Raw genomic sequence first — 19903 nt, forward strand, 5'->3', positions numbered from 1 at the left:
TGAACTGAAGACGCCAAAAAAACGAAAGTCACAAGTTTTGCTGCAACACGATCACAGCACTGGGAAGGTACTCGGAGAAAGTTCACTGTTGTTCGAGCTTATGAAACCTGTTCGTTCCGACACAGGCCTTCATGTCGTCACGCCGAAACCAGATCGCTCGCCCGCATCTGAGCGGCGCGTTCCCCGCTGTGAAGACGATCTGCTCATCGGCGCGCATGCGAAGCACCTCGTGTGGCTGGATCAACGGTCGTGCGGCCAACTGCTTCGATCGCGTCCGCGACGATCCTTTCATTTGCGAACTACGGCTGACCTGGTCGATCTCGACTGTCGTCATGCCGCAGCGGCGGGAAATGTAGTCCGCCGTTTCCGGGTCGTTGATCGCCGCGAAACTGATCCAGCTCGCGCTCTCGAACCATTTGCTTGAGGCGTCCCGCCCCCCATAGGTTTCGCGCATCTGGCCGATCGACTGATAGATCATGGTCAGCGTGATGCCATACTTCCGGCCGGCGTCGCGCGCAGTTTCCAGGATCCGCATATAGCCAAGCCGCGCGACCTCATCGAGAAGAAACAGTGCTCGGCCGGGCATCACCCCATTTCGGTTGTAGATTGCGTTGAGGAACGAGCCGATAATGACGCGCGCGAGGCCCGCATGTGTCTCCAGAGTCTTCAGATCGATGTTGATGAAGACGTCGGTGTTTCCCTCGGCAAGATCCCCCGTCGAAAACGTCTTTCCGGAAACCAGCGCGGCATAGTTCGGATAGGACAGCCAATGGGTTTCCTTGATCGCATTGGCGTAGACGCCGGAGAAGGTTTCGGGCGTCATGTTCACGAAGGCCGCGACGTTCTCCTTGACGAAATCCGAGTCCGAATTGTCGTAGATTTCCTGCAGACGTTGGCGCAACTGCGGCTCGGGCTCGGAGAGATTGGCGCGAACCTGGCGAAGCGTCTGGTTCTGTTTCTCCGTATGGCCGGACAGGCAAACGTCAGCGATCATCGCCGTCAGCAACTGCAAGGCGGAAGCACGGAAGAAGTCGTCGCGAACACCGCGCGTGCCGCCGCTATCGCTCATGATCCATGAGGCGACGGAGGCGATATCCTCTTCCTTGGTGCCGCCGAATTGTCCGATCCAATCAAGCGCATTGAAGCCAGTCTCCGGCTTCTTCGGGTCAAGGACGAACAGATCCCGGTTCGCGCTGCCTCGGTGCACTGACACCATAGGGGCAACTTCGTTCGACGGGTCCAGGACGATTAGCGAGCCGCCCCATTTCAACGCCGTCGGGATCGTCACCGACGTTGTTTTAAAGCCGCCCGAACCCGCAAACACGATGCCGTGCGACGAACCGAACGAGCCGTCGAAGCACAGCAGCGGCGACTGGCCACCGATACCCCATGTGTCGGGATCGTCAGCGCGAAACGCGCGCGTTCCTACGCTGTCTTTGTCGACGCGATATCGTTCGCCGATGACTATGCCGCCGGCGTCCGAAAACAGGTTCGCCGCCTCCTGCATGTTCATCCAGTCGGCCTCGCCGTGCAGCGCCCGTTTGCCGCGTATGCGTTTGGGTTCAGCACTGGCGAAGGCCGCGTTGCCGGCGAGCGCGACACGTAGGGCGAAGCAGGCGGACATCGCTACCGCCGCCGCGCCGATCAGCATCGCGGGATCGACATAGGAGAGGATCGACTTGCCGACCGGAACATGGCTCCCGAATGCCGACAGCCTGATCGCCTCGCGAGCGATGGCGACAATGATTGTCGCTACACCGCCGGCAACGACGCCCCATCCTGCTGTCTTGATCCTGATCGCGCCGGCGCTCGCAAAGAGGAAGACAATGCCGATTGAGGCCGCGGCGACATACGGCAGGGCAATGCCCGCGCGACCGAGCGTCTGCCGAGCAGCCTCCGTCTTGCCAAAGCCGGACAGCCAGTGTTCGACCCCGGTCAATCCGATCGTGACCAGGAACATCAGCGCGACAGGCGCGATGAAAAGAATGATCCTATTCATCGCTGTTGCCAAAGGCCTCCGCGCCGATCGCCATTAGGCGCGAGCGTTCGGTGTTGTCGGATTTGAGCCGTTGGCTCAGCTCGATCAGCGCGCCGAGCAGAAGCGCTCGCTTCTCGTAGCGAAGACCGGCTTTGACGATCAAACCGCCGAGCTCGATCTTTTCCCGCGTATCTTGTCTGCGGGCGTCGGATGTGGTCGTGCGCGCCATCCGCTCAAGCCTCAGCAGACCCGCCCGCAGCCGCGCCAAACGCGTCCTGCGTGGACGATGCGCTGCTTTCGCCGGCGTTACCTCCCCTTTTCCCTCCGGTCGTGGCGGCCTTTCCTCCACGAAACCGTTTGGCCAAATCCTCGAAGGCCGCCTGCAACACTGCCTCGTCGACCTCGATCTCGCCAAGACCGGCCTTAAGGGCGATCCGGCCGATACGCTCGGCCTCACGGGTCTCGGCGGCCTTGAGCTGCTCCTGGAGTTTGGCGATTTCGTCGCGGATTCTTGAGGACGGCTTCTTCATTTCCTGATGTCTCCTTGATGAGAATTCGCGTGATACGGAGCTCAGTCTTTCCGATCGGCGTGCGGAACGCACTAGGTGGATCATGCAATCGCCAGCGGCGATGCTTTCGTGAATGATCCCGGCCGTTCCGAAGGAGCGGATCCGAAGGGCGCAATTATACGTCGCTGATGCGACGCTCTGCTTTGGCCTTGGGCCGAGGCCTTCCGCTTCTGACGAACCTGTTGATTTCGTTCGCAACCGGGAAAGAACTCGCCGTGGCCGTCCCTCACTTCTCCGTCAGCGTTGTCGCCCGTGGCTCCGGCCGCAGCGCCGTCCTGTCGGCGGCCTATCGGCACTGCGCCAAGATGGACTACGAGCGCGAGGCCCGCACGATCGACTACACCCGCAAGCAGGGATTGCTCCACGAAGAGTTCGTTATTCCCACCGACGCTCCCGAATGGCTGCGGACGATGATCGCGGATCGTTCAGTCGCCGGCGCCTCCGAAGCCTTCTGGAACAAGGTCGAAGATTTCGAGAAGCGCTCCGATGCGCAGCTTGCCAAGGACGTCACCATTGCTCTGCCGCTCGAACTGACGGCCGAGCAGAATATCGCGCTCGTGCGGGATTTCGTCGACCAGCACATTACCTCGAAGGGCATAGTTGCCGACTGGGTCTATCATGATGCGCCGGGCAATCCGCATGTCCATCTCATGACCACCTTGCGGCCGCTGACCGAGGACGGTTTCGGCGCCAAGAAGGTCGCGGTGACAGGACCGGACGGCAATCCGATCCGCAACGATTCCGGCAAAATCGTCTATGAGCTCTGGGCCGGCAGCATCGACGATTTCAACGCGTTTCGCGACGGATGGTTTGCTTGTCAGAACCGGCATCTGATGCTGGCCGGTCTTGACCTTCGCGTCGATGGACGGTCCTTCGAAAAGCAGGGGATCGATCTCGAACCGACTATCCACCTTGGCGTCGGGACCAAAGCGATCGAACGGAAATCGGACGGGGCCTCGAAGCCGATCGAGCTTGAGCGCATCGACCTGCAGGACGCGCGGAGAGCCGAGAACGCGAAACGGATCGACCGGAGTCCGAAACTCGTCATCGACATGATCATGCGCGAGAAGAGCGTCTTCGACGAGCGTGACGTCGCCAAGATCCTCCACCGCTACATCGACGACCCGGACCTGTTCCAAAGCCTCATGGTCCGGATCATCCTGCACCCGGAGACCTTGCGTCTTGAACGCGAGCGGATCGACCTCGCCACCGGCTCCAGGCTGCCCGCCAAATACACGACACGCGAAATGATCCGGCTCGAAGCGGAGATGTCCAATCGCGCGATCTGGCTCTCTCAGCGTTCGTCGCATGGCGTTCGCGACGCAGTGCTCGCCGCGACTTTTGCCCGTCATGACCGCCTGTCGGAAGAGCAGAAAACCGCGATCGAGCATGTGGCAGGACCCGAGCGGATTGCGGCCGTGATCGGCCGCGCCGGCGCCGGCAAGACGACGATGATGAAGGCCGCGCGCGAAGCCTGGGAAGCTGCCGGCTATAGCGTTGTCGGCGGCGCACTTGCCGGCAAGGCGGCCGAGGGACTGGAGAAGGAAGCCGGGATCATCTCTCGGACACTTGCGTCGTGGGAGCTTCGCTGGAACCAAGGCCGTGATCAGCTCGATGGTAAGACGGTGTTCGTTCTCGACGAGGCCGGCATGGTGTCATCGCGGCAGATGTCGCTGTTCGTCGAAGCGGTGACGAAAACCGGCGCCAAGATCATTCTCGTCGGCGATCCCGAGCAGCTTCAACCGATCGAGGCAGGAGCCGCCTTCCGCGCCATCGCCGATCGTATCGGCTATGCCGAACTCGAAACCATCTACCGCCAGCGCCAGCAATGGATGCGGGATGCCTCGCTTGATCTTGCCCGTGGCAAGGTCGGCAAGGCGGTCGAAGCCTACCGCGCCAATGGCAGGATAATCGGGTCGGACCTGAAGGCCTACGCGGTCGACAACCTCATCGCCGCCTGGGACCGCGATTACGATCCAGCGAAGACTTCGCTGATCCTCGCTCATCTGCGCCGGGACGTGCGCATGCTCAACCAGATGGCGCGCATCAAACTCATCGAACGCGGGATTCTCGATCAGGGGTCCACGTTCAAGACCACCGACGGCGAACGTAACTTCGCCGTCAGCGACCAGATCGTGTTCCTGAAGAACGAGGGATCACTGGGCGTTAAGAACGGCATGCTGGCCAAGGTCGTCGAGGTGGGACCAGGACGGATCACCGCGCGGATCGGCGATGGGGAGAATGCCCGCCATGTGCTGGTCGAACAGCGCTTCTACAACAACCTCGATTATGGCTATGCCACGACGGTCCACAAGAGCCAGGGTGCGACAGTTGATCGGGTCAAGGTGCTGGCGTCATTGTCGCTCGATCGACATCTCACCTATGTCGCCATGACGCGTCATCGCGAGGACCTGGCCGTCTATTACGGCCGCCGATCCTTCGCCAAGGCCGGCGGCCTGATCCCGATCCTGTCGCGCAGGAACGCCAAGGAAACAACGCTCGATTACGAGAAAGGCAGCTTTTACCGGCAAGCCCTACGCTTCGCCGAGGCTCGGGGCCTCAATCTCGTCAACGTGGCCCGCACGCTCCTTCGCGATCGGCTGGAATGGACGATCGGGCAAAAGCAAAAGCTCATCGATCTTGGTGCGCGCTTGGCCGCGGTTGCCGGCAAGCTCGGGCTGATCATCGGCTCTGTGAAATCTCCACTCCAGGACACTGTCAGGAAGGCAAAACCCATGGTTTCCGGCATCACCACCTTCGCAAAATCAGTCGACCAGGCGGTCGAGGACAAGGTCGCGGCCGATCCCGGCTTGAAGAAACAGTGGGAGGAGGTTTCGACCCGTTTCCACCTCGTCTATGCGCAGCCGGAAAGCGCGTTCAAGGCTATCAACGTCGACGCGATGTTGAGGGACGAGGGCGTTGCGAAATCCACCGTTACAAACATCGCATCGAACCCTGAACACTTCGGCGCGCTGAAAGGCAAGACCGGGATCCTCGCCAGCCGCGCCGAGAAGCAGGAGCGAGAGAAGGCTGAGACCAACGCGCCGGCACTGGCCCGCAATCTCGAGCGCTATCTGCGTCAGCGTGCCGAAGCCGAGCGCAAGTTCGAGGTCGAGGAGCGGGCGATCCGCCTCAAGATCTCGATCGACATTCCGGCGCTCTCGGCAAACGCAAAGCACACCCTCGAACGAGTGCGCGATGCGATCGACCGGAACGACCTGCCGGCCGGTCTCGAATATGCGCTTGCCGACAAGATGGTGAAGGCCGAGCTCGAAGGTTTCGCCAAGGCTGTATCGGAGCGTTTCGGCGAGCGGACCTTCCTGTCTCTGGCCGCCAAGGACTCCAACGGACAGACCTTCAATGCGGTTACGTCAGGGATGACGGCCGGACAAAAGGCCGAAGTGCAATCGGCATGGAATTCGATGCGGACGGTGCAGCAGCTGGCCGCGCATGAGCGCACGACGGAGGCGTTGAAACAGGCCGAAACCCTGCGTCAGACGAAGAGCCAGGGGCTCTCTCTTAAATGACGGCGCAACTGTCTGTACGTCGGATGGGACCTGCGCAAAGATCGAATGCCATCCTGCTCTTGCTGGTGGCGACAACCATCCTCGGGGGCGGTGTTGCTGCGGCCATCATCGGCGGCTACCGCATCAACCTGACACCGAGCGAACCCCTCGGGCTCTGGCGCATCGCCGCGCTTGATCGAGTGGTGTCCGCAGGCGACCTCGTCTTCATTTGCCCGCCGCAAACGCTCGTCATGCGAGAGGCGAGACGGCGGGGCTATCTTCGCTTCGGAACCTGCCCGGGCGGGGTCGCGCCGCTCATCAAGACGGTCATCGCGCTTCCCGGGCAACACGTCGCAATCGGTGCGAGCGTAACGATCGACGGGCGCCCGATAGCATTCTCCGACCTGGCTCAGCGCGACGGCAAGGGTCGGCCGATGATGCCTCATTCCGGCGGCGTCTTGCCGGCACAAAGCGTCTTCCTCCATTCACCGTTCAGGAGCTCCTATGACTCCCGCTACTTCGGACCCCTTCCCGTCTCGGGCATCCTCGGCCTGGCGCAACCGGTGCTCACCTATGCACCGTGAGCACATTCGGCCGATCCTGTTGATTACCGATTCAATAATTGCCGGAACGGTTGCTTGGAGCGGTCAAGTCCTTCTCCTTCCGCTCGCATTCACGTTTCCGACCCTCTGGGCGCTTGCGCGAACGAGACGGACGGCTGCGTGTGTCTCAGCCGGCTACTTTCTCGCTGCATCACGGGGTCTGCCGCAGGGCGTTGCGACTTTCTATTCCTCGGACCTCTGGCCTGGATTATTGCTTTGGCTATGTGCGTCCACCGGCTTCGTCATCGTGCACACCGTCCTTTGGACCAAGAGGGAGGGTGCTCGTCCGCGTCGCTATCTCCTGGCAGCGGTTCTCATGGCCATTCCGCCATTGGGCATTACCGGCTGGGCGCATCCGATCACTGCCGCGGGCGTGCTGTTTCCAGGATGGGAATGGTGGGGCCTGGCTGCCGCGACAGCCGGCCTTATGGGCCTCGTATCCCGCATGTGGCCAGCTGTCGCGATTGTCCTGGCAGGCTTTTGGATCTGGTCCGCCGCAACCTGGGACGAGCCGACGCTACCCCAACGCTGGCAAGGCGTCGACCTTGAAATGGGCGGATCACTGGGGCGCGACGCCAGCATGCAGCGCCACCGTGATCTGATTGCCACTGTGACAGATCGGGCATCGGGCGGCGCTGGCATGATTGTTCTTCCCGAAAGCTCTCTGGGCTTCTGGACGCCGACCGTCGAACGGCTCTGGGTGCGAGTTATGCGGGGGACTGACATTTCCGTTATCGCCGGCGCGGCAGTTGTCGATGCGGAGGGATACGACAATGTTCTGATCGCCATCTCCGGCGACGGCGCTCGGCTACTTTATCGCGAGCGCATGCCGGTGCCGGGCTCGATGTGGCAACCTTGGCGTCCCTTGCTCGGTGAGAGCGGCGGCGCGCGGGCGCACTTCTTCGCGAATCCGGTCGTGACCGTTGCCGGCGATCGGGTCGCACCGCTGATCTGCTACGAGCAGCTGATCGTCTGGCCCGTCCTGCAGTCCATGCTCCACGATCCGGACGTCGTCGTTGCTGTCGGCAACGGCTGGTGGACCAAGGGCACATCCATCGTGGCAATCCAGCGCACCAGCACGCAAGCCTGGGCGCGCCTGTTCGACAGGCCCGTCGTTTTCTCCTTCAACATCTGATTTCCCAGGAGCCCAACATGCTCGATGCCGCCCTGATTCAACAATGCGCCGACCCTTCACTGAAGCCCGCGATCGTTGAGCAGTTCGTGACCGCTGCGGGCGCGAATGATCCACTTGCTGTCACTGTCAAATCGGGTGGTCGATTGATCCTTGTTCCGAAGGCGACGTCGCCGGACGAGGCAATGGCGATCATCCGGCAGTATGTCGGCCAGGCGGTGGTGCGTGTCGGCCTGACGCAGTTTCCGGCTGGCGTCGGTGTGAAGGACGCGGCTGATTTGAAGCCCGATCTCGTCGATCCTTGCGAAAGCCTCCGCAAGGGAACGGCGATGTTCGCAAAAGTCTTGCGAATTGTGGCCAAGTGGTACGGCAATCCGAAGAGCGCAGATGTCTTCCCCCAGATCTTCGAGGATGCCGTCTATGCCTGGAAGACTGGCGAGTTCGAGGGCGTGAGCGTGTTCCAGGCAGAAGATCCAGGTGGCCCAGTCGTCAATCAGCGCGAGCCGATCGACAGCGAGACTGATGCAGCGCCTGAAGACGCGTCCCCGCCAGCCGATGCCGAACGTCAAGATGAGAGGGAAGTTGGCACAGCGGGAATGCGGATCGATCTGTCGCGGATCGGTGGAAAATGACCAATTTGAGCCAAGGCCATACCCTCGGAAGTAAATATGGGTGAGGCCGCCAATTCGACAACGCTTTGGCCTACCTGCAGTCCACACGTAAATCGTTCGCGGCCAACGGTTTTGGACACTACCGCGAGGCCTCTCAGGATGGCAAATTAAACTGACTGAAAGAGCGTTCCAGGTCTTCGCCGACCTCTTGTCTCGTGTCGGGTTTTTGCATATATTGCGTGTCGGGTGTTTGTAGAAAGATGAGTGCCATGCACCAGCCGAAGACATTGAAACAGAAAATCCAGAACCGAGTCGCCAGAACAAAGAAGACCGACGTCTTTCTTCCGCGAGATTTCGCTGACCTCAGTGGCGAGGATCAGGTTTTGCGCGCTCTCAGGTCCCTGGTTCACGATGGGGCTCTGATGCGGCTGGGTTACGGTGTCTACGCCCGCGCGGTACGATCGCGCATTTCAGGCCGGCTGATGGTCTCTAGTTCCAACGGCTTTCACAGCGCGGCACTGCAGGCGCTTAACAAGCTTGGTGTGCCTTGGGAGCAAACCGAAAGCACCAAAGCCTATAATGAAGGCCGTTCCACTCAGATCCCGGTAAACCCGACAGTCAAAGTCAAGGCGCGGTTCAACCGACGGCTTTCCGATGGCCGCACGGAGCTTCGCGTTGAACGATAAGCCAGACCAGAAAACTCTTCTGGAAGTACAGGAATATTTTGGCCTTCCTTCACCAGCTCTGGTCGAGAAGGACTGGTTTGTCGTTCGCGCCTTGGCTGCGATACACGATGCGCAGGTCGATGGGCTGTCTCTGGCGTTCGGCGGCGGAACAGCACTGGGGCGCGCCTATCGCCTGCTCGAACGGATGTCCGAGGACATCGATCTGCGTATTATTGGCGAAAAGGCCAACTCACGCAGCGCGCTCAAGCGTCTGCGCGGCGAGGTGAATGATCGGCTTCAGGCGGCCGGTTTTGCGGTAGAAGGCCACTACGCCGTTAAGCAAAACGACCGATATGTCCGCTACGATCTGCCCTATGAACCCATAGCAAAAGGAGAGGGCGTCTTGCGCCCGGAGATCAAGATTGAGATCTCCGCTTTTCCCATTTGTACATCCCCCGAACCGCGTTCGGTCTCATCCTTTGTGACGGAAGCGAAAGGCGCTGATGCCGAGGCAACAGACGTCGCGTGCGTGAGACTGGTAGAAACAGCGGCGGACAAGTTCGTTGCGCTCGGGCGCCGAGCCGGTTTTGCTTTAACGGGGCTCGGAGACTTGGACCCCACCCTTGTTCGCCATGTCTATGATTTGTCACGCATGGACGGACACTATGATGCGGATGAGGCTGCCGCGATCGCTCTCCAAACGATGGTGGCTGAAGCGGAAGGGCGTGCTGACGACTATCCTGCCTACAAGGCGGACCCGAGGGGCGAAACCCTTCGCACGTTTGAAGTGATGGGCAAGGATGAGAAGTTCGCTCAGGGCTACGCAAAATTGCTCGGTGACATGGTTTACGGCCAAAAACCTGAATTTGCAGCAGCCTTCGAAGCGGTGCAACGCTTCGCTGATCGGGTCCGGGATGCCTAGAATTCCTTCAGGCGGGTGAAGATGTCGCCCCGGCCTTGGTTAAGGCCGTTATCGAGAAATACGCACCTGATCTTGATGACGCGGAAGTCATTGAGATTGGGCGCGACCGTTCCTGATTGCTTACGCAATGGCGCATCTGCTGAGCGGACCGTCGTGACGGTCGAAGCGTCAAAGCTCACCGCGAGGCAAGCATCGCCGCATCCCGGACGTCTGATCTCGATGTTAGGTGGTGCAATAGCTCCGAAATGACGACGGCCCTGAATTTCACGACGGGTTACCGATCCGGAATCTGATACGCGTCGACACCGTCAGGTCGGGCTTGTTTTCGCCAGGAACTCCCTTGGATCAACATCCAGCGCTTCAGAAATCTGGCCAAGGACCGTGAGGGTTGCCGACATCTCGGCACGCTCGATGGCACCGATATGGCGTGTGCTCAGGCCCGTGCGATGCGCCAGTTCCTCCTGCGTCAGTTTCTTGCCATGACGTATTCGACGCAAATTACTCGCCATGACCTCGTTGAGATCCATGACGCCAGCGGAACCAGAATCGGAACTATTGTTCTAGGAACTATAGTTCCGATTCGTCCAAGCCTGTGATATTGCCGGATGATCAGATGTTTACTCTTCAGAGGATCGTCTGACATAGGAGACAAGAGACGCGAACGCGAATATCAAACGGTCGTGCCAATCTATCGTTCTGGGAAGGACAAGAAATGGAAGATGCGGGCTCCTCGCAAACCGAAGGAGATCAGAGGAAACCTCGGTACGATCTGATGGATAAGGCGGAATTGGAGACGCTCACTGTGTCCGCCATTCGCGAACATCGCCGTCTCCTCGCCGCCGACCAGGCCGTGTACGACGAATGGACACGCGCAAGCGAGGATCCTTCAATCGCCAATTCGGTCGTGGAGACCCTTCAGGAAGAGCATTTCGCGCGCCAAAAAAGGGCGGCAGCTCAGCAGGACGAGCTTTCGGATATGCTAGACGTACTCGGTTTCGTGCCGGAAGTACCGGTCGACGATGAGGCTAGCTAGGAGGCAGCAAACCACGATCCTTGGCGATCGCTACCAGTTGTGGCACCGACTCGGCGCCGAGTTTCCCACGGGCCTTATCGAGATGATGCTGCACGGTTCGGAAAGCGATGCCGACCAGATTGGCGGTTGTGAGTGTACTCTTCCCCTTGGCAGCCCAGATCAAGCAGTCCATTTCACGAGGCGACAACGCCTGCTTCGGATTGAGTGCGGTTTTGCCGCCGATCATCATTAGCCGGTAATGGATCATCATCACCAATTGCACTGCTCTCTTCGGGTCGAAGGCGACCGGTAGGTCCACTTTCCTTTCGGAGGATGCGAAGGTCAGCATCATCGATGTGCCGTAGCTGCCTTCAACTGGAATAGTCATGCCGCAACGGATCCCATGCTCGATGGACCCATGGCGGAACCTTCTGAGCTCAGACGAGCCGCGCGCCCTCCAATCGTCCGCCGTCCAAAAAAATATGTCGCCTTTCCGTTTCGCCTGCGTCACCACTGGATCGATATTGGAGTAGTCGGCCGAGAGATAAATGCGTTCCCATGGCTTTGGATAGGTGTTGAAGGTCTTGATCTGAGCGCCTTCCTTTTGAAGATAGGCAAACCGCTCGTACCCGCAGGACCGCGCGAAGCGCTTCATGGCACCTTTGATCGTGAGCTCGTCCTGCGCCGCTTCCAACATGTCCACGAGTGAGCGAAATTCTCCATCCAACAGCGTTTCTCCTGTCTTATCGACCTGTAGGTCGGCCATGATCTTGCACGTCGAGACACTCAAACCGCCTTGCCGCCTGGCGGCCAAGCCATGGCAGTGTCAGCCACAGGCGTCTCGACGCAACCCACGCTACGGGAGCAACAAGCAGCAGTCCCTCTAGCCGTGTACGTCTAGCACTACCTGCGAAAAGCCAAGTTGCAAGTCTCCCTGAACTAAAAAGATGACAAACTCAGAAAAGTTATTGCGGGGGATAGCAATGTTGCACCGGCCCGCCGCGGCGGGCCGGTGAACTGATATGCGGCAAAAGCCGGGCGCTGTTCGTCAGTTTCTGCCGTAGGTCGACGGGAATATAATATCCTGGTCAACGAGCACATTGAACTTGTAGCCGGGGCGGATCTGGATGGTCGGCTGCACATTCAGGTTCTTGGAAATGGTTTGCTCGGCGACTCTGCCGAAGGATTCCGCGAAGTTGCGCCGAGCCGCATCCGAGGCGGTTTCCTGTGTTGCGAGCGTCGAGCTTTGCGGCATCGACATGTCGATCCCGGCCCCGATCAGTGCGATGAGTGCCGCAGAACTCCACGTGTGCCAGAGATGGCGATCGACCTTATCCTTGAAACCGCCATAGCCTTCGGCATCGGTACCGGCCATGCCGCCAATCTGCAGGGTTGATCCATTCGGGAAGATAAGGTCGGTCCAGACAACGAGGACACGCTCCTGCCCGAACGAGACTTTGGAATCGTAGCGGCCAAAGAGCTTGGCCCCCTGCGGGATCAGGAGCCGGTAACCGGTGGCGCTGTCATAGACGTTCTGACTGACCTGCGCAGTGATCCGTCCGGGAAGGTCGGAGTTGAGACCGGTGATCAGGGTGGCGGGAATGACGGAGCCACGCTTGAGTTCGTAGGCAGACATCTGCGGCACGACCCGGTTCGGCAGGTAGCCAAGGTCCTTGATGTCCTGATTGAAGAAATCTTCCTTCGAGGTTTGAGCGTTTGGATCAACGTTCTGGCCCATCAGACCGGACTTCATGGCGGCGGCATAGAGGTCCGAGGTGCTGTTGGCAGTCGTCGTCTGCCGGTCCATGTCTGCAGAGTTATTGACGGCCTTGTCGACGTCGGAAATATCCACCTTCAACGGCGAGTCCAAAGCCGTCGCCCGCGCCTGTAGCCGAGCCATGCGCTGCCGTTGCACTTCACGGATATACTGTTCGTCCTGCTCCCGTTTCAGGCGCGCTTTCCATTCCGCTTCAGATTCAAGCCTCGAGCGCGGCTCCTCTCGCTGTTCGGGCGTCCGATCGACAACGGCGGTTTCCTTCGTGACCTTCTGTTCGACGGCGGGCGTCGGCTGGAACACTTCGCGTTGTTCCGGATCACCAATAATGCCATCGGTGACACCACGCTTGAGCTGGTCGCCGAAGTTCGTCGCGGGAGCATTTGATGTGCTGTCGAGATCGTTGTTTCGATTGAAAGGGAGCCCGCGCCATGAAAGTCCGATGACGACCACGCCGACAAAGATCGCGACGATTACGATGGCAATGATCATCGGCAGCCGGTTCAGACGGCGCATGCCCTTCTGATCGTCGACCTGGCTGGCGGTGCCCAGTTGCAGAGATTGGACCATGCTCGCCTCCCCTCAATTGCGCTGCATGATCGAGAGCGGGCTTGCGGGCACAGCACCCGCAGCCGTCGCCGTGTAGGCCCGGCCAAGCGCGATGGATGGCGTCGAGAGCCTCGCGAGTACCTGGCCGTCGACGCCGTCGATCGAATAGGCGAGCTCGACGGGTTTCACGTCCTTTCCGGCTTTGCCGTCGGTGATGACCGTATAGCCCCATCCTTTCAGCGCCGCCTCGAGTGCCGCCGCATAGTCCGATGAGTCCTTCTCCATCTTGATGGTTGTCGTGCCTGAAGGACCGATCTGCTCGGCAAGCCGGCTTGCCATGTCGCCCGCAATCGCGCTTGCGGCCGGACCTGTGACGGTGGTGGGAGTCGAATTGGTGATTAGCCCGTCCTCGGCTGTCTGGCAACCGGAAAGCATGGCGGTGGCGATGATGATGGCAATACGCTTGCGCATGATTCAGCCTCCCCGCCGGATTGTGATTTTCTGCTGGCGCCAGCCGACGCCGGAGACGAGGATCGCTTTTTCGACAGCATAGTCGACGATCATCATGTCGTTCTTCATCCGATAATTTACGATGCGGTTCTGGCCGCCGCTGACGACGAAAAGAACCGGCGCATCCTGGCTCGAGACCGATTTCGAGAACTGGATGTAGGTCTTGGCGCCATCCGAATAGACCCTCTTCGGCTTCCAGGGCGCGCTGCCGCTTATCAAATAGGAAAAGTTCAGCTTGTCGGGCGCGGCGCCAGGAATGCCTGCGGTCTCCAGTCGCGAGTTGATATCGGCCAGCTTGGTTGACACGTCCTCGGGATACTCGAAACCAATGCGGGCCATGTATTGGCTCGGATGCGATTTCAGCTGGATGTGATAGGTGCGCCGCGAAGTCGTGACGACCATGGAAGTGACGAGCCCCGGTTCCGATGGCTTGACGATCAGGTGGATGGCCTGCCCGCCCGTAGCGCCGGAGGTTGCCGGCTCCACCTTCCAGCGAACGGTATCGCCAACTAGAACATCGCGAACGATTTCGCCACCCTGGAGCTCGATATCGCAGACTTGCAGCGGTGAGCAGACGACCGACGGCTGCGTCTCGCCGAAGAGGAAGATGACCTTGCCGTCCGGGCCGGTCGTGACCAGGCCAGGTGTACCGCGCCACTTCCTCGAAATGTTGGTACCCTTCACCTCGTTGTTCGTCATGCTCTGCGCCGCAGCGCCGCTGACAAAGGCGAGTCCGGCCAGGCAGCCCGCGGCTGCGATCAATCCTATTCTTTTCATGTAGGTGAATTCCCTGCCCTTAAAGCTGTGCTGTCCAGTCGAAGTCCCGGACATAGAGACCGATGGGGTTGAGACGGATGGTTGCCTCGTCCTGCGGTGCGGTGAGCGTGACTGTCGCGATCCCGCGGAACCGGCGCGTGCCGATTTCCTTGCCCTTCCGGTCGCGTTCGTACTCTGTCCAGTCGATCTGATAGGTCTGGTTCGAGAGCGCCACGATGTTGTTGACCTCGATGGCAACCGTCGACGATTTCGCTTTCTCGAACGGCGAGTTGCTCCGGAACCAGTCGTTGATCTTCTGCGTCGACGGATCGGAGGTCCGAAGCAGCGCGTAGGTCCGGTCGATGTATTGCTTCTGCACCACCGCGTCCGGCGTGATCGAACGGAAGCTGGTGACGAAATTGCCGAGCGTGGCGCGCACAACTCGGACGTCGGCATATTCGATCTGTTCGGGGAAACCGGCGGTTACTGCGGTACCGAGTTTATCGACCTGGACAATATAGGGCACCAGCTTGACCTGGGTGCTGAGATACATCGCATATGCGAAGCCAATCACTGCCATAGTCAAACCAAGGATGCCGACGAGCCGCCACGCGGCGGCGGACTGCACATACGAACCATATCGCTCGTTCCATTCCTGACGCGCGGCAAGGTAGGGGTTTTCGGGGGCGCGGTTCGCTGCCATCGATCGATCACTTTCTGATTGCTGTTAGTCTTTGCGTTCGGGAGGTGATTTTGGTCCGCTGTTCCCACTGCGCGCCTGATCGAGCTTGGAATTGGCGAGACCCAGGATAGACCCGGCATAGGCGCCGGGAGAGCCGATGGCCTTCTCCTTGGCAGCTGAGCCGGCAGCTTTTCCCGCCGACCCGATCCCTGCACCGAAGCCACGAAGAGCGGCACCTGCGACGGATGAACCCGCCGCTCGCGCGGCCTGGGCAGCCGCAAAGCCTGCACCCGCTGCACCCGCTGCGAGAAAGCCGGCACCCGTGGCGAAAGATGCCGCTTGGCCGCCATGCCGGATCGCTTCCATGCCGCCTGAGACGGATGCGCCCTGGACGACCCCTTGCATGATGTTCGGGACGTAGATCGCGATGATGAAGACGACCACAGCAATGCCGGCGATCGCGAGTGCCGTTTGGAACTGGTCGCCAATGTCGGGCTGGTTTGCCAGTCCGATCAGAACTTCCGATCCGATCCGCGAGATCATGACGAGTGCCATGAGCTTCATTCCGACCGAGAAGGCATAGACCAAATATCGGACCGCAAAGTCCTTGGTGTAGGACGAACCGCCCAGGCCAAGCATGATCATACCGGCGAGCAGGCCAATATACATTTCCACCATGACCGAAACGAAGATTGCGGCGACGAGCGAGAAGGAAATAACCACCACGACCATGGCAAAAGCGGCCGAGATCGCCAGCGCGTTGTCCTCAAACAGACCGAACTGAATCTTCTCCGACATTTTCGTTGCAACAGCGAGCCCAGCATTAAAGACGTCGGCCGGCGAGGCCGTGCCGCCGCCAGCGCCAATCTGGAACAGGCTATCGACCACGGCCTTCGCGAAGGTCGGTCCCTGCGCCAGCACAAAAGCGAAGAAGCCGACGAACATGATCCGCCGTACGAGTTCGGCGAACCAACTGTCGAGCGATGCGGCCTGGATCGCGAGCCAGACTGCAGCAATGCCGATCTCGATCGTCGCCAGGATCCAGAACAGCGATTTCGCCGCATCCATTACCGTGGTCTCCCAACCCTTTGCGGCCGTGGTGATCTGGCTTTGCAGTGAGGTGAGCACCGAACCTTCCTGCGCGAGGACCGGCTGCGCCACCAGCACGCCCAAGGCAGTAAGCAGCATGGCGGATCGAAGTCGGTGAAGAGATATCGCTGTCATGCCGCTACCACTCGACTTTCATCTTTTCGCCGCCGGAGGTCGGGTACTTCTGCGACGAGCCGAAGAACGTTTCACGGCGCTGCTGCGCAGCCTGCTTCTCAGAAATGAGAAGCCAAATACCAGCACTGCCGGCCGCCATGAACGCTGCAGTCGCGAGGAGGATCAATTTCGTGCTCACCATTCCACCTTCATTTTCTCGCCGCCGGACGTGGACGGCGCTGTCGCGCCGAAGAACTTCTCGCGCCGCGCCTGGGCAAGGTCCTTGTCGGTTTGTTCGGTCTGAAGCCAGGTTCCCATCATCGTCATCTGCTGGGAGACGAGGCCGCGAAGCTTTTGCATTTGCGCGACCTGCTGCGCTGCAATCTCGTGACCCACCTGCAGGGCCTTCATTTGGCCGTCGGCGGTCTCAGACATCGACCGCAGAGAGGACATTGTGCCCTCTTCACTATCGAACTGGTCGGCGGTCAGACTCGCCGCTTTCAACGTGCTGGCGATCGTATCCCTGTTCGTATCGGACCACGTTTGGTAGCTCGAAGAAAAGCTTGTCGCGTCCGGCAGGTTGGTCTTGAGGCGCGAATAGCTTTGGAAGCGCTGCTGCAACACGTCGTCAGCATTGCCCATCGAAAACGAGATGCTTTGACCCTGATCGACGATCCTGCGCAGCTCATTGAGGTCGCTTTCGACCTGACCCCACATATGCGACGGGAGCGTCGCGGTGTTCTGCAGCAAGTTTTGATAGATGTTCAGCTGCGTTTCGATCTGTTGCGCCAACTGGCTGATCTGGGTGAGCTGGTTCTGGACTTGCTCGCCGGACTTCCCGACCAAAGCGACCAACTCACCGTTGTTCAGGACCTGCGTCCACTCCGTTGCGGCGCCAGTTGCGGTGCCCGCTGATGCTGGCGACATAGTGCCGGTCATCAATGCAACTGCCGCCAGACCAGCGAGCAATCTATTCGAAGTTGAGCAGGGCTTCGGCATCGTGAACTCCTCTCGTTTGAAGCCAGTGGATTGGCCAGTCGCGGCCATGTTCGGAATTGAGCGCGCGGATACGCTTCAAGTGTTCCTTGCCCGATGCGCCGACGAAGCTGAGCGCCACAGGGCCGAGCGACATGTCGAACAGCCGCCGGCCCTCTGGGGTAACGACGTAACATTCGCACTTGGGGATCGCGTTCGAAACGATCTCGATCTGCCGCTCGTTAAAGCCGATCCGCTCGTAGAATTCGCGCGTCCCTGGTTCCCGCGCGGCGCCGTTCGGAAGGCAGATCTTGGTCGGGCAGGATTCCTTCAGGACATCGATAATTCCGGAACGCTCGGCGTCCGAGATCGATTGAGTGGCGAGGACGACCGCGCAGTTCGCCTTGCGTAAAACCTTCAGCCATTCTCTGATCTTGTTGCGGAAGACTGGATGGCCGAGCATCAACCAGGCCTCGTCGAGGATGATCAGGCTGGGCGAGCCGACAAGGCGCTTCTCGATCCGGCGGAACAGATAGGTGAGTACGGGCACGAGATTGCGCTCGCCCATATTCATCAAATGTTCGACCTCGAACGTCTGAAACGCACCGAGGGTCAAACCGTCCTGTTCGGCGTCGAGCAGTTGACCCATTGGTCCGTCGACCGTGTAGTGGTGCAGCGCGTCCTTGATCTCGCGCATCTGCACTCCACTGACAAAGTCTGACAACGATCGACCGGATGCGCTCGCCATCAGCCCCACCTGGCGAGAGATAGCATTGCGATGATCAGGGGTAATTGTGACACCCTGCAGCGCCACGAGCATTTCGATCCATTCCGTCGCCCATGCGCGATCACTATCGCTCGCGAGGTCCGAGAGTGGGCAGAAGGCCAGAACCCTCCCTTTGTCTCCAGCGTCACCGCCGATCTCATAATGATCGCCACCCGCCGCGAGCGTCAGCGGCAAGAGCGAGCTTCCCTTGTCGAAGGCGAAGATCTGCGCCTCGCGATAGCGCCGGAACTGCGCCGCAATCAGTGCAAGCAGTGTGGACTTGCCCGAGCCGGTCGGCCCGAAGATCAGGGTGTGGCCAACATCGTCAACATGCAGGTTCAGCCGGAACGGCGTGGAGCCGCTTGCTACCTGCATCAGCGGAGGCGAACTCGGTGGATAAAATGGGCACGGGGCGACGGGGTTGCCCGACCAGACAGAGTTGAGCGGGATGAGATCGGCAAGATTGCTGGTGTTGATCAGGGGCTCCCGGATATTGCAATACCAATTGCCCGGCAGGCTACCGAGAAAAGCGTCGGTGGCGTTGAGCGTTTCGATCCGCGCGCCGAAACCCTCTGCCTGGATCAGCCGGCGGATCGCCTCTGCCTTTTCCTGCAGCGCCTCGCGATCGTGATCGAAGAGAACGATGACGGGCGTGTAATAGCCGTATGCCACCAGTTGCGAGGACGCCTGGGCGATGGCGTCTTCCGTCTCGGCCACCATGGTCATGGCATCCTGGTCGACCGAACGGCTCTGCGTCTGAAAGAGCTGGTCGAAGAATGGCCGCACCTTCTGCTGCCATTTCTTGCGGGTCCGCTCCAGTTTCTGCCTTGCTTCCTGCGCATCGAGGAAAATGAAGCGCGAAGACCAGCGATAGGTGAGGGGCATCAAGTCGAGGCTGTTGAGGATCCCCGGCCAGCTCTCAGCCGGCAGACCGTCTATCGCGACAACGCCGAGGAAGCGGCTTTCAACCTTTGGGGTCAGGCCATGCTCGAGCTCAGCCGTCGCGATCCAGTCGAGATACATCGGCGCATCGGGCAGTCGGATCGGATGGTTCTCACCAGTGATGCAGAAGCGAACGAATTGCAGCAGTTCGTCGTAGCGGGCGAGCCGCTCCCCTCCCCTTTCGACGACCTCGCGTGTTTCCATCCGGCGAATCGAAAGGGTGTTGGCGAGGTACTGCTCGATCTCGCGCACAGCGTTCTTGAAGACGAACAGTACCGTGTCGGCATAGCTCTTCTTACGGCTCTCCTCGTCCGAGTAGATGTATTTGCTGAGCGCCGTTTTCTTGGACTCGAGCGGCCGATATGTGAGGACGAGCGCGTGTTTGCTCTCGAAATGTCCCTGCTCGCGCCCGAAATGCGCGCGCCGCTCGGCGTCGATCGCGCGGGTAATCGGATCGGGGAAATGGCATCGATCATCCGACGGATAGTCGAATGTCGGGATGCGCACTGCCTCGACCTGGATCATCCAGCCGCTTCCGAGCCTCGACAGGATCGTATTGATCTGGCGAGAGAGTTCGTTGCGCTCCAGGTCAGTCGCGCTTTCGGAGTCCGGCCCGGCAAAATACCAGCCTGCCATTAGACTCCCGTCCTTCAATAGAAGGACGCCATTGTCGACCAGACCGGCATAAGGGACGAGATCCGCAAAGGATGGGCCGGTGGCCCGGAAGCGTTTGAGAGCGACCATGTCTT

The 19903-nt window shown here is 59.9% G+C and carries 20 protein-coding genes; 7 read left to right on the forward strand and 13 right to left on the reverse strand.

The features are described 5' to 3' along the window. Window positions 1-82: 82 nt before the first annotated feature. The 3 genes from traG to traC are packed head-to-tail and all read right to left on the reverse strand — an operon-like array spanning window position 83 to window position 2508. Window positions 83-1999 carry a Ti-type conjugative transfer system protein TraG gene (gene traG / locus V8U06_RS26475; RefSeq protein ID WP_427143217.1) on the reverse strand — a complete coding sequence of 639 codons (1917 nt, stop codon included), beginning with the start codon at window positions 1997-1999 and terminating at the stop codon, window positions 83-85. Beyond that, complete coding sequence (gene traD / locus V8U06_RS26480) at window positions 1992-2207, reverse strand: type IV conjugative transfer system coupling protein TraD (RefSeq protein ID WP_427143218.1); 216 nt, start codon at window positions 2205-2207, stop codon at window positions 1992-1994. Before traD ends, traG begins: the two co-directional genes overlap by 8 nt. A 4-nt stretch (window positions 2208-2211) precedes the next feature. Then, a complete protein-coding gene (traC, locus tag V8U06_RS26485; protein WP_427143219.1) occupies window positions 2212-2508 on the reverse strand; it encodes a conjugal transfer protein TraC in 297 nt (98 codons plus the stop codon). A 254-nt stretch (window positions 2509-2762) separates the two neighbouring features. Here traC and traA point away from each other — a divergent pair, with 254 nt between their 5' ends. The 6 genes from traA to V8U06_RS26515 all read left to right on the forward strand — a co-directional run bounded on the left by traA (window position 2763) and on the right by V8U06_RS26515 (window position 9985). Next, window positions 2763-6074, forward strand: coding sequence for a Ti-type conjugative transfer relaxase TraA (gene traA, locus V8U06_RS26490; RefSeq protein ID WP_427143244.1), 3312 nt, complete (start codon window positions 2763-2765; stop codon window positions 6072-6074). A gap of 23 nt (window positions 6075-6097) precedes the next feature. Continuing rightward, window positions 6098-6637 (forward strand): conjugative transfer signal peptidase TraF, encoded by a 540-nt coding sequence (gene traF / locus V8U06_RS26495; protein WP_427143245.1) that lies wholly within the window; start codon window positions 6098-6100, stop codon window positions 6635-6637. Continuing rightward, entirely contained in the window at window positions 6627-7790 is a 1164-nt protein-coding gene (locus V8U06_RS26500; protein WP_427143220.1) for a conjugal transfer protein TraB, read from the forward strand. Before traF ends, V8U06_RS26500 begins: the two co-directional genes overlap by 11 nt. A 17-nt stretch (window positions 7791-7807) precedes the next feature. Next, window positions 7808-8419, forward strand: a complete 612-nt coding sequence (locus V8U06_RS26505) for a TraH family protein (RefSeq protein WP_427143221.1) — start codon at window positions 7808-7810, stop codon at window positions 8417-8419. Window positions 8420-8667: 248 nt separating this feature from the next. Beyond that, window positions 8668-9084 carry a DUF6088 family protein gene (locus tag V8U06_RS26510; protein ID WP_427143222.1) on the forward strand — a complete coding sequence of 139 codons (417 nt, stop codon included), beginning with the start codon at window positions 8668-8670 and terminating at the stop codon, window positions 9082-9084. Then, a complete protein-coding gene (locus V8U06_RS26515) occupies window positions 9074-9985 on the forward strand; it encodes a nucleotidyl transferase AbiEii/AbiGii toxin family protein (RefSeq protein ID WP_427143223.1) in 912 nt (303 codons plus the stop codon). Before V8U06_RS26510 ends, V8U06_RS26515 begins: the two co-directional genes overlap by 11 nt. Window positions 9986-10293: 308 nt before the next feature. Here the strand turns inward: V8U06_RS26515 and V8U06_RS26520 are convergent, their stop codons facing one another. Then, entirely contained in the window at window positions 10294-10512 is a 219-nt protein-coding gene (locus V8U06_RS26520; RefSeq protein WP_025582042.1) for a helix-turn-helix domain-containing protein, read from the reverse strand. Between the two features lie 185 nt (window positions 10513-10697). On the opposite strand from V8U06_RS26520, the gene V8U06_RS26525 reads away from it, so the two are divergent. Further along, window positions 10698-11018 carry a transcriptional repressor TraM gene (locus V8U06_RS26525; RefSeq protein WP_427143224.1) on the forward strand — a complete coding sequence of 107 codons (321 nt, stop codon included), beginning with the start codon at window positions 10698-10700 and terminating at the stop codon, window positions 11016-11018. Here the strand turns inward: V8U06_RS26525 and V8U06_RS26530 are convergent. The 9 genes from V8U06_RS26530 to V8U06_RS26570 all read right to left on the reverse strand — a co-directional run bounded on the left by V8U06_RS26530 (window position 11011) and on the right by V8U06_RS26570 (window position 19898). Then, window positions 11011-11724: an autoinducer binding domain-containing protein gene (locus V8U06_RS26530; RefSeq protein WP_427143246.1), complete on the reverse strand. Its 714-nt coding sequence runs from the start codon at window positions 11722-11724 to the stop codon at window positions 11011-11013. The two genes, V8U06_RS26525 and V8U06_RS26530, sit on opposite strands and share 8 nt — an antisense overlap. 321 nt (window positions 11725-12045) lie before the next feature. Then, entirely contained in the window at window positions 12046-13341 is a 1296-nt protein-coding gene (gene trbI, locus V8U06_RS26535) for an IncP-type conjugal transfer protein TrbI (RefSeq protein ID WP_427143225.1), read from the reverse strand. A 12-nt stretch (window positions 13342-13353) separates the two neighbouring features. Next, on the reverse strand, window positions 13354-13791 hold the full coding sequence (gene trbH, locus V8U06_RS26540) for a conjugal transfer protein TrbH (protein ID WP_427143226.1): 438 nt from the start codon (window positions 13789-13791) through the stop codon (window positions 13354-13356). Window positions 13792-13794: 3 nt separating this feature from the next. Continuing rightward, entirely contained in the window at window positions 13795-14607 is an 813-nt protein-coding gene (gene trbG / locus V8U06_RS26545) for a P-type conjugative transfer protein TrbG (protein WP_427143227.1), read from the reverse strand. 19 nt (window positions 14608-14626) lie between these two features. Next, window positions 14627-15289 carry a conjugal transfer protein TrbF gene (locus tag V8U06_RS26550; RefSeq protein ID WP_427143228.1) on the reverse strand — a complete coding sequence of 221 codons (663 nt, stop codon included), beginning with the start codon at window positions 15287-15289 and terminating at the stop codon, window positions 14627-14629. Between the two features lie 24 nt (window positions 15290-15313). Beyond that, entirely contained in the window at window positions 15314-16492 is a 1179-nt protein-coding gene (trbL, locus tag V8U06_RS26555) for a P-type conjugative transfer protein TrbL (protein WP_427143229.1), read from the reverse strand. Window positions 16493-16496: 4 nt separating this feature from the next. Continuing rightward, window positions 16497-16673 (reverse strand): entry exclusion protein TrbK, encoded by a 177-nt coding sequence (trbK, locus tag V8U06_RS26560; protein WP_427143230.1) that lies wholly within the window; start codon window positions 16671-16673, stop codon window positions 16497-16499. Continuing rightward, a complete protein-coding gene (gene trbJ, locus V8U06_RS26565; RefSeq protein ID WP_427143231.1) occupies window positions 16667-17470 on the reverse strand; it encodes a P-type conjugative transfer protein TrbJ in 804 nt (267 codons plus the stop codon). Before trbJ ends, trbK begins: the two co-directional genes overlap by 7 nt. Next, window positions 17442-19898, reverse strand: coding sequence for a conjugal transfer protein TrbE (locus tag V8U06_RS26570; protein WP_427143232.1), 2457 nt, complete (start codon window positions 19896-19898; stop codon window positions 17442-17444). The genes trbJ and V8U06_RS26570 overlap by 29 nt, the downstream gene beginning before the upstream one ends. Window positions 19899-19903: the final 5 nt, after the last annotated feature.

This window comes from Shinella sp. G-2 (assembly GCF_050172695.1).
GTDB lineage: Bacteria > Pseudomonadota > Alphaproteobacteria > Rhizobiales > Rhizobiaceae > Shinella.

Coding starts and splice junctions, on each gene's coding strand:
- traG (WP_427143217.1), bottom strand. CDS start 1,999: ATGAATAGGATCATTCTTTTCATCGCGCCTGTCGCGCTGATGTTCCTG.
- traD (WP_427143218.1), bottom strand. CDS start 2,207: ATGGCGCGCACGACCACATCCGACGCCCGCAGACAAGATACGCGGGAA.
- traC (WP_427143219.1), bottom strand. CDS start 2,508: ATGAAGAAGCCGTCCTCAAGAATCCGCGACGAAATCGCCAAACTCCAG.
- traF (WP_427143245.1), top strand. CDS start 6,098: ATGGGACCTGCGCAAAGATCGAATGCCATCCTGCTCTTGCTGGTGGCG.
- V8U06_RS26500 (WP_427143220.1), top strand. CDS start 6,627: ATGCACCGTGAGCACATTCGGCCGATCCTGTTGATTACCGATTCAATA.
- V8U06_RS26505 (WP_427143221.1), top strand. CDS start 7,808: ATGCTCGATGCCGCCCTGATTCAACAATGCGCCGACCCTTCACTGAAG.
- V8U06_RS26510 (WP_427143222.1), top strand. CDS start 8,668: ATGCACCAGCCGAAGACATTGAAACAGAAAATCCAGAACCGAGTCGCC.
- V8U06_RS26520 (WP_025582042.1), bottom strand. CDS start 10,512: ATGGATCTCAACGAGGTCATGGCGAGTAATTTGCGTCGAATACGTCAT.
- V8U06_RS26525 (WP_427143224.1), top strand. CDS start 10,698: ATGGAAGATGCGGGCTCCTCGCAAACCGAAGGAGATCAGAGGAAACCT.
- trbI (WP_427143225.1), bottom strand. CDS start 13,341: ATGGTCCAATCTCTGCAACTGGGCACCGCCAGCCAGGTCGACGATCAG.
- trbH (WP_427143226.1), bottom strand. CDS start 13,791: ATGCGCAAGCGTATTGCCATCATCATCGCCACCGCCATGCTTTCCGGT.
- trbG (WP_427143227.1), bottom strand. CDS start 14,607: ATGAAAAGAATAGGATTGATCGCAGCCGCGGGCTGCCTGGCCGGACTC.
- V8U06_RS26550 (WP_427143228.1), bottom strand. CDS start 15,289: ATGGCAGCGAACCGCGCCCCCGAAAACCCCTACCTTGCCGCGCGTCAG.
- trbL (WP_427143229.1), bottom strand. CDS start 16,492: ATGACAGCGATATCTCTTCACCGACTTCGATCCGCCATGCTGCTTACT.
- trbK (WP_427143230.1), bottom strand. CDS start 16,673: ATGGTGAGCACGAAATTGATCCTCCTCGCGACTGCAGCGTTCATGGCG.
- trbJ (WP_427143231.1), bottom strand. CDS start 17,470: ATGCCGAAGCCCTGCTCAACTTCGAATAGATTGCTCGCTGGTCTGGCG.
- V8U06_RS26570 (WP_427143232.1), bottom strand. CDS start 19,898: ATGGTCGCTCTCAAACGCTTCCGGGCCACCGGCCCATCCTTTGCGGAT.